This window comes from Acidovorax sp. KNOB132 (assembly GCF_057541515.1).
In genome coordinates, this window is sequence record NZ_BAAJYT010000210.1 from 1 (window position 1) to 6,177 (window position 6,177).

General features: G+C 69.8%; 4 protein-coding genes. 2 read left to right on the forward strand and 2 right to left on the reverse strand.

The window, feature by feature from the left end:
- A partial coding sequence (locus tag AC27IO_RS18980; protein ID WP_487090947.1) for an alpha/beta fold hydrolase occupies nt 1-283 on the reverse strand: 283 nt, incomplete at its 3' end.
- A 32-nt stretch (nt 284-315) separates the two neighbouring features.
- Nucleotides 316-1,422 (reverse strand): S-(hydroxymethyl)glutathione dehydrogenase/class III alcohol dehydrogenase, encoded by a 1,107-nt coding sequence (locus AC27IO_RS18985; RefSeq protein ID WP_092744641.1) that lies wholly within the window; start codon nt 1,420-1,422, stop codon nt 316-318.
- A gap of 353 nt (nt 1,423-1,775) precedes the next feature.
- Between AC27IO_RS18985 and AC27IO_RS18990 the strand changes: the two genes are divergently transcribed.
- The gene (locus tag AC27IO_RS18990) at nt 1,776-2,759 is read left to right on the forward strand and encodes a GlxA family transcriptional regulator (protein WP_284431470.1); all 984 of its coding nucleotides are present in this window, start codon (nt 1,776-1,778) and stop codon (nt 2,757-2,759) included.
- Nucleotides 2,760-2,908: 149 nt separating this feature from the next.
- Nucleotides 2,909-6,177, forward strand: a 3,269-nt coding sequence (locus AC27IO_RS18995; RefSeq protein WP_498740197.1) for a PAS domain S-box protein, incomplete at its 3' end; no start/stop codon positions are given.

Here is a 6,177-nt window from a genome sequence, read left to right on the forward strand (position 1 = left end):
GCGCATCGAGCAGCGCCAGCAGGTCCGCGCCCAGCGCCGCCTGCTCGCCCGAGCGGGGCGTGGCCGCGCTCAGGAACCGCGTGGGGCCGTAGCCCCGCAGGAACGGCACCACCACCCGGCACCCTTGCGCGGCCAGCCGCGGCGCGACCTCGGCATAGGCGTGGATGTCGTAGGGAAAGCCGTGCAGCAGCACGACGGGCGGCCCCCCGGCGGGGCCGGCCTCGAAATACGCGACGTCGAGCACGCCGGCCTCGATCCGGCGCAGGGGTTCCATGCGGTCCATGGCGGGCACCATCTGGGTCTGCCGCGGGGCGGTCAGTAGATGACCACGCCGCGGATCGACTCGCCGCGCTTCATCAGGTCGAACCCGTGGTTGATGTCGGCCAGGGGCATGGTGTGGGTGATCAGGCTGTCGATGTCGATCTTGCCCTCCATGTACCAGTCCACGATCTTGGGCACGTCGGTGCGGCCCCGGGCGCCGCCGAAGGCCGAGCCTTCCCACTTGCGGCCCGTCACGAGCTGGAAGGGGCGCGTGCTGATCTCGGCGCCGGCCTCGGCCACGCCGATGATGATGCTGCGGCCCCAGCCCTTGTGCGTGCACTCCAGCGCCTGGCGCATCACCTTGGTGTTGCCGATGCATTCGAAGGAATAATCCGCGCCGCCGTCGGTCAGCTGCACGATGGCGTCCACCACGTTCTCGACCTCATTCGGGTTGATGAAGTGCGTCATGCCGAACTGGCGCGCCATCTCCTGGCGGGCGGGGTTGATGTCCACGCCGATGATCTTGTCCGCGCCCACCATCTTGGCGCCCTGGATCACGTTCAGTCCGATGCCGCCCAGGCCGAACACCACCACGTTCGCGCCGGCCTCCACCTTGGCAGTGAACAGCACCGCGCCGATGCCGGTGGTCACGCCGCAGCCGATGTAGCAGACCTTGTCGAACGGGGCGTCCTCGCGGATCTTGGCCAGCGAGATCTCGGGGGCCACGGTGTAGTTGCTGAACGTGCTCGTGCCCATGTAGTGGAAGATGGGCTGGCCGTCGATGCTGAAGCGGCTGGTGGCGTCCGGCATCAGGCCCTTGCCCTGCGTGCCGCGGATCAACTGGCACAGGTTGGTCTTGCGCGACAGGCAGAACTTGCATTGGCGGCATTCGGGCGTGTACAGCGGGATCACGTGGTCGCCCTTCTTGAGCGTGGTCACGCCCGGCCCCACGTCCACCACGATGCCCGCGCCTTCGTGGCCCAGGATGGCGGGAAAGATCCCTTCCGGGTCGGCGCCCGAGAGGGTGTAGTAGTCGGTGTGGCAAATGCCGGTGGCCTTGATTTCGACCAGCACCTCGCCGAATTTCGGGCCCTGCAGGTCCACGGTTTCGATGGTGAGGGGTTCTCCGGCCTTCCAGGCGACGGCGGCTTGGGTTTTCATGGGATGGGGCTCCTGTCAGTGGGTGGTTCGGTGGCTCGCAAAAGGGAGGGGCACGGCGGCGTCTTATGCCGGCGGGCGCGGCGCATCGGGCGTCTGCAGCAGTCTTTCTAGCAGATGCGGCAGGTCCGGCCGCCTTGCATGGCCGGATCGGCCGGCGACAATCGCTGCGCCAATCCGGCCCGGGCGGCGCCCGGACGGTCCTGCATGCCGGTGCCGCGAGCGTAAAAGCGTTTGGCCCGCTCCGCCGCGCGCCGCGCGGGCCCCGGCCGTGTTTGGCCGCCGTGCCGGGCATCTTGGCCGCTGGAGCGGGTCGTGCCGCCCGCCGTCTTTTGATTTCTTGGTTTCTGCCCGTCATGTCCACTCCCTACACCGTCGATATCGTCGTCTACCCCGGCTTCAAGGCCCTGGAGGCGATCGGCCCCATGTCGGTGTTCGACTATGCCAACGTGCACCTGGCGCGGCGCGGCCAGCCGCCGGGCTATGCGGTATCGGTGGCGGCTCAAGGGCTGGGCGACGTGCCTTCCGACACGGCCATGTCGCTGCGGGCCACGCGCCAGCTGGGGCAGGGGCCCGATCCGCACATCGCGCTGGTGGTGGGGTCGCGCGACATCGAGACGGCGCTGGCGGCCTCCCCCGGCGTGGTGGCCTGGGCGGCGGCCACGGCGCCGCGGGTGCGGCACATGGTGGCGCTGTGCTCGGGCAGCTTCTTCCTGGGGGCGGCCGGCCTGCTGGACGGCGCGCAGGCGGCCACGCACTGGAGCGTGGCCGATCTGCTGCAGCGCCGTTTCCCCGCCGTGCGCGTGGATGCCGACGCGATCTACGTGCGCAGCGGCAACCTGTGGACCTCGGCCGGGGTCACCGCCGGCATCGACCTGGCGCTGGCCCTGGTGGAGGAGGACTTCGGCCGCACCCTGGCGCTGGAGGTGGCGCGCGACCTGGTGATGTACTTGAAGCGCCCCGGCGGGCAATCGCAGTTCAGCATGCACCTGGCCAGCCAGGGCACGCGCCACCCGGGCATCCGCGAGGTGCAGGCGTGGGTGCTGTCGCACCTGGCCGAGTCCCTGCCCCTGCAGCAGCTCGCTTCGCGGGCGGCCATGAGCGAGCGCAACTTCCGCCGGGTGTTCCTGCAGGAATGCGGGCAAAGCCCCTCGGACTTCATCGAGACCGCCCGGCTGGAAGGCGCCCGCCGGCTGCTGGAGGAAGAGAACGGCCTGCCGCTCAAAACCGTGGCGGCGCGGGTGGGTTTCCGGTCGGACGAGCCGCTGCGCCGGCTGTTTCTGCGCCGCCTGGGGATCACCCCGCAGGCCTACCGCGAGCGGTTCGGCGGGCCAGGCTGAGCCCCGGCCCGGCGGCCCGGCGGGTCGCCGGGCCTTTTGGAAAAAAGGCATGATGACAAGCTGCGCAGCGCTGCGAGACCGCCGGCAACGGCCGGGCCCGACTGCACATCGACACCCAAACGAGCGAGCGATTCAAAGGTTTTTTCTCAATGCACACCGTCCCCGGCCCAGCGGCCGCCGGCTCTGCCGATTCCCCGGGTAGCCGCCACGACGCGCGAGCGATCTCCGAGTTCGATTGGTCCCTGACCCCCCTGGGGCCCGCCGTGCACTGGCCGCAGTCCGTGCAGGCCGCGATCGCGCAGTGGAGCGAGGCCGCCGCGCCATCGGCACCCTTGCCGGATACCGACATCCGCAACCGCCAGATCCTGGACAGCGCCATCGACTACGCCATCATCGCGTTCGACCTGCAGGGCCAGGTCACGCGGTGGAACGAAGGTGCCCGCCGCGTGCTCGGCTGGACGGAATCCGAAATGCTGGGCCATAACGCCGCCCGGATCTTCACCCCCGAGGACCGCGCCGCGCACCGCATGGAGATGGAGATGCAGGCCGCGCTCACGCGGGGCGTGGGCACCGACGAGCGCTGGCATGTGCGCAAATCCGGCGAGCGCTTCTGGGCCAACGGCGAGATGACGCCGATCCGCGATGGTGACGGCACGCCGATCGGCTTCGTGAAGGTGCTGCGCGACCGTACCGAGCAGCACCGCGCGGCCGAGGCGCTGCGCCAGTCCGAAGAACGCCTGCACCGCGCGCAGAAGGCGGGCGGTGTGGGCACGTTCTCCCTCGAACTGGCCACCGACCTGCTGTACGGCACGCGCGAGTTCTATCGCATCTTCGGCGTGCCCGAGGCCGAGACCATCCCCGCCAAGGCGCTGGAAGCGCTGGTGATTCCCGAGGACGCCGAGGTCCGCTCCGCCCGCGAAACCCGCAACGCCGAATCGGCCCCGCTGGATGTGGAGTACCGCATCCGCCGCGCCACCGATGGCGCCCTGCGCTGGATCGCCCGCAAGGCCGAATTCGTGCGCAGCCCGGACGGTGCGATCGTTCGCATGGTCGGTGTGGTGCAGGACATCACTGACCGCAAGGCGGCGCTGCAGGCGGTGGCCGACAGCGCGGCGGAGTTCCGCACCTTCGCCCAGTCGCTGCCCAGCCACGTGTGGACCGCCCGGAGCGATGGCCAGCTGGACTGGTTCAACGACCGGGTCTATGAATACAGCCAGGCCGAACCGGGCACGCTGGACGGCGACGGATGGAAGAGCCTCGTGCACCCCGAAGACCTGCCGGCGGTGTCCCAGCTGTGGCAGGCGAGCGTCGCCTCCGGCGAACAGTATGAAACCGAGTTCCGCATCCGCCGCGCGGACGGCGAGATGCGCTGGCATCTGGTGCGGGCGCTGCCCCTGCAAACGGGGGGCGGGGCCATCAGCCGGTGGATCGGCACCAGCACCGACATCCACGAGCAAAAGCTGGTGCAAGCCGAAAGCGTGCGCGACCGCAACCGCTTGTGGGCGCTCTCGCGCGAATTGATGCTGGTGTGCGACTTCCAGGGCGTGATCGCCGCGGTCAATCCCGCCGCCACGCGCCTTCTGGGATGGGAAAAGCCCCAGATGGCCGGCCATGCCGTGGCCGAATTCATCCACCCCGAAGATGCCGAGGGCATGGCCGCCGAACTGGCCAGGCTGGAGGCCGGCGCGCCCACGCTGGTGTTCGAAAACCGCTGGCGCAAGGAAGACGGCAGCTACCGCCTGCTGAGCTGGACCGCCGTGCCCGAGGAGGGCCTGGTCCATGCGGTGGCGCGCGACGTGACGCGCGAGCGCACGGCCGAAGAGGCGCTGCGCCAGTCGCAAAAGCTCGAAGCCATCGGCCAGCTCACCGGCGGGGTCGCGCACGATTTCAACAACGTGCTGGCGGTCATCCGCACGTCGATCGACCTGCTGCGGCGCGTGCAGCTCACTGACGAGCGGCGCCACCGTTTCATGGAGTCCATCTCCAACGCGGTGACGCGGGCGACCAAGCTCACGGGCCAGCTGCTGGCCTTCGCGCGGCGCCAGGCCCTGCAGCCCACGGTGTTCGATGCCGGGCACAACACCCGGGCGGTCAGCGACATGATCGCCAGCCTGGCGGGCGCGCGCATCGAGATCGAGCTGAACCTGGCGGAGACGGCCTGCTTCGTGCACGCCGACCCGAGCCAGTTCGACACCGCCCTGGTGAACCTGGCCGTCAATGCCCGCGACGCCATGCAGGGCAGCGGCAAGCTCACCATCGAGGTGCGGGCCGTCTCCGAGATTCCCGCGCTGCAGTCGCAGCCCGCGGTGCCGGGCAAATTCGTGGCCGTGTCCATCATCGACAGCGGCACGGGCATCGCGCCCGAGCACCTCACGCAGATCTTCGAGCCCTTTTTCACCACCAAGGGCGTGGGCCACGGCACGGGGCTGGGCCTGTCGCAGGTGTTCGGCTTCGCCAAGCAGTCCGGCGGCGACATCCGTGTGGAAAGCACGCTGGGTGAGGGCAGCCGTTTCACCCTGTACCTGCCGCGCGCCGCGCGCCCCGGCTACGACGCGCAGGCCGCCGAAGGCGACGACCGGCTGGCCCTGGGCAACGGTGGCTGCGTGCTGGTGGTGGAGGACAACGCGGAAGTCTCGGCATCCGTCGAGCAGACCCTGCACGAACTGGGCTACACCACCGTGGTCACGGCCAGCGGCGAGAAGGCGCTGGAGGCCTTGAAGGCCGGCCCGGGCCGCTTCGTGGCGGTGTTCTCCGACGTGGTCATGACCGGCATGAGCGGCATCGAACTGGGCCGCGAGATCCGCCAGCGCTATGGCGCGGCCCTGCCCATCGTGCTGTCCAGCGGCTACAGCTACGTGCTGGCGCAAAGCCCCGACCATGGCTTCACGTTGCTGCCCAAGCCTTATTCGCTGGACGAACTGGCGCAGGTGCTGCACGACAGCATCCACCGCGGCGCGGACGCCGCGCGGCCGCGCCGCCGCAAGGTGCGCGCGGCACTGCCCCCATCGGCCGCGGCGGATGCGGCACAGTCGGAACTGCTGCGCCAGGCCGAACTGGAATCCATGCGCATCCTGGACACGGACGAGGAAGCGGCCTTCGACGAGTTCGCCCGGCTGGCGGCGGCCCTGTGCCAGACGCCCATCGCGCTCGTTTCGCTGGTGGATGCCGACCGGCAGTGGTTCAAGGCCAAGGTGGGGCTGGCAGCGCGACAGACGCCCCGCGCGCATTCCTTCTGCGCCCACGCGATCCAGGTGCCGGAAAGCGTGATGATCGTGAGCGATACCTCGCGGGACGAACGCTTTGCCGACAACCCGCTGGTCACGGGCGAGCCCAATATCAAGTTCTATGCCGGCGCGCCGCTCATCACCTCGACCGGGCAGGCGCTCGGAACGCTGTGCGTGATCGACCGGGTGCCGCG

What these genes read in the sequence shown, in the direction of transcription:
- AC27IO_RS18985 (WP_092744641.1), bottom strand. Translation starts at nt 1,422, where the DNA reads ATGAAAACCCAAGCCGCCGTCGCCTGGAAGGCCGGAGAACCCCTCACC.
- AC27IO_RS18990 (WP_284431470.1), top strand. Translation starts at nt 1,776, where the DNA reads ATGTCCACTCCCTACACCGTCGATATCGTCGTCTACCCCGGCTTCAAG.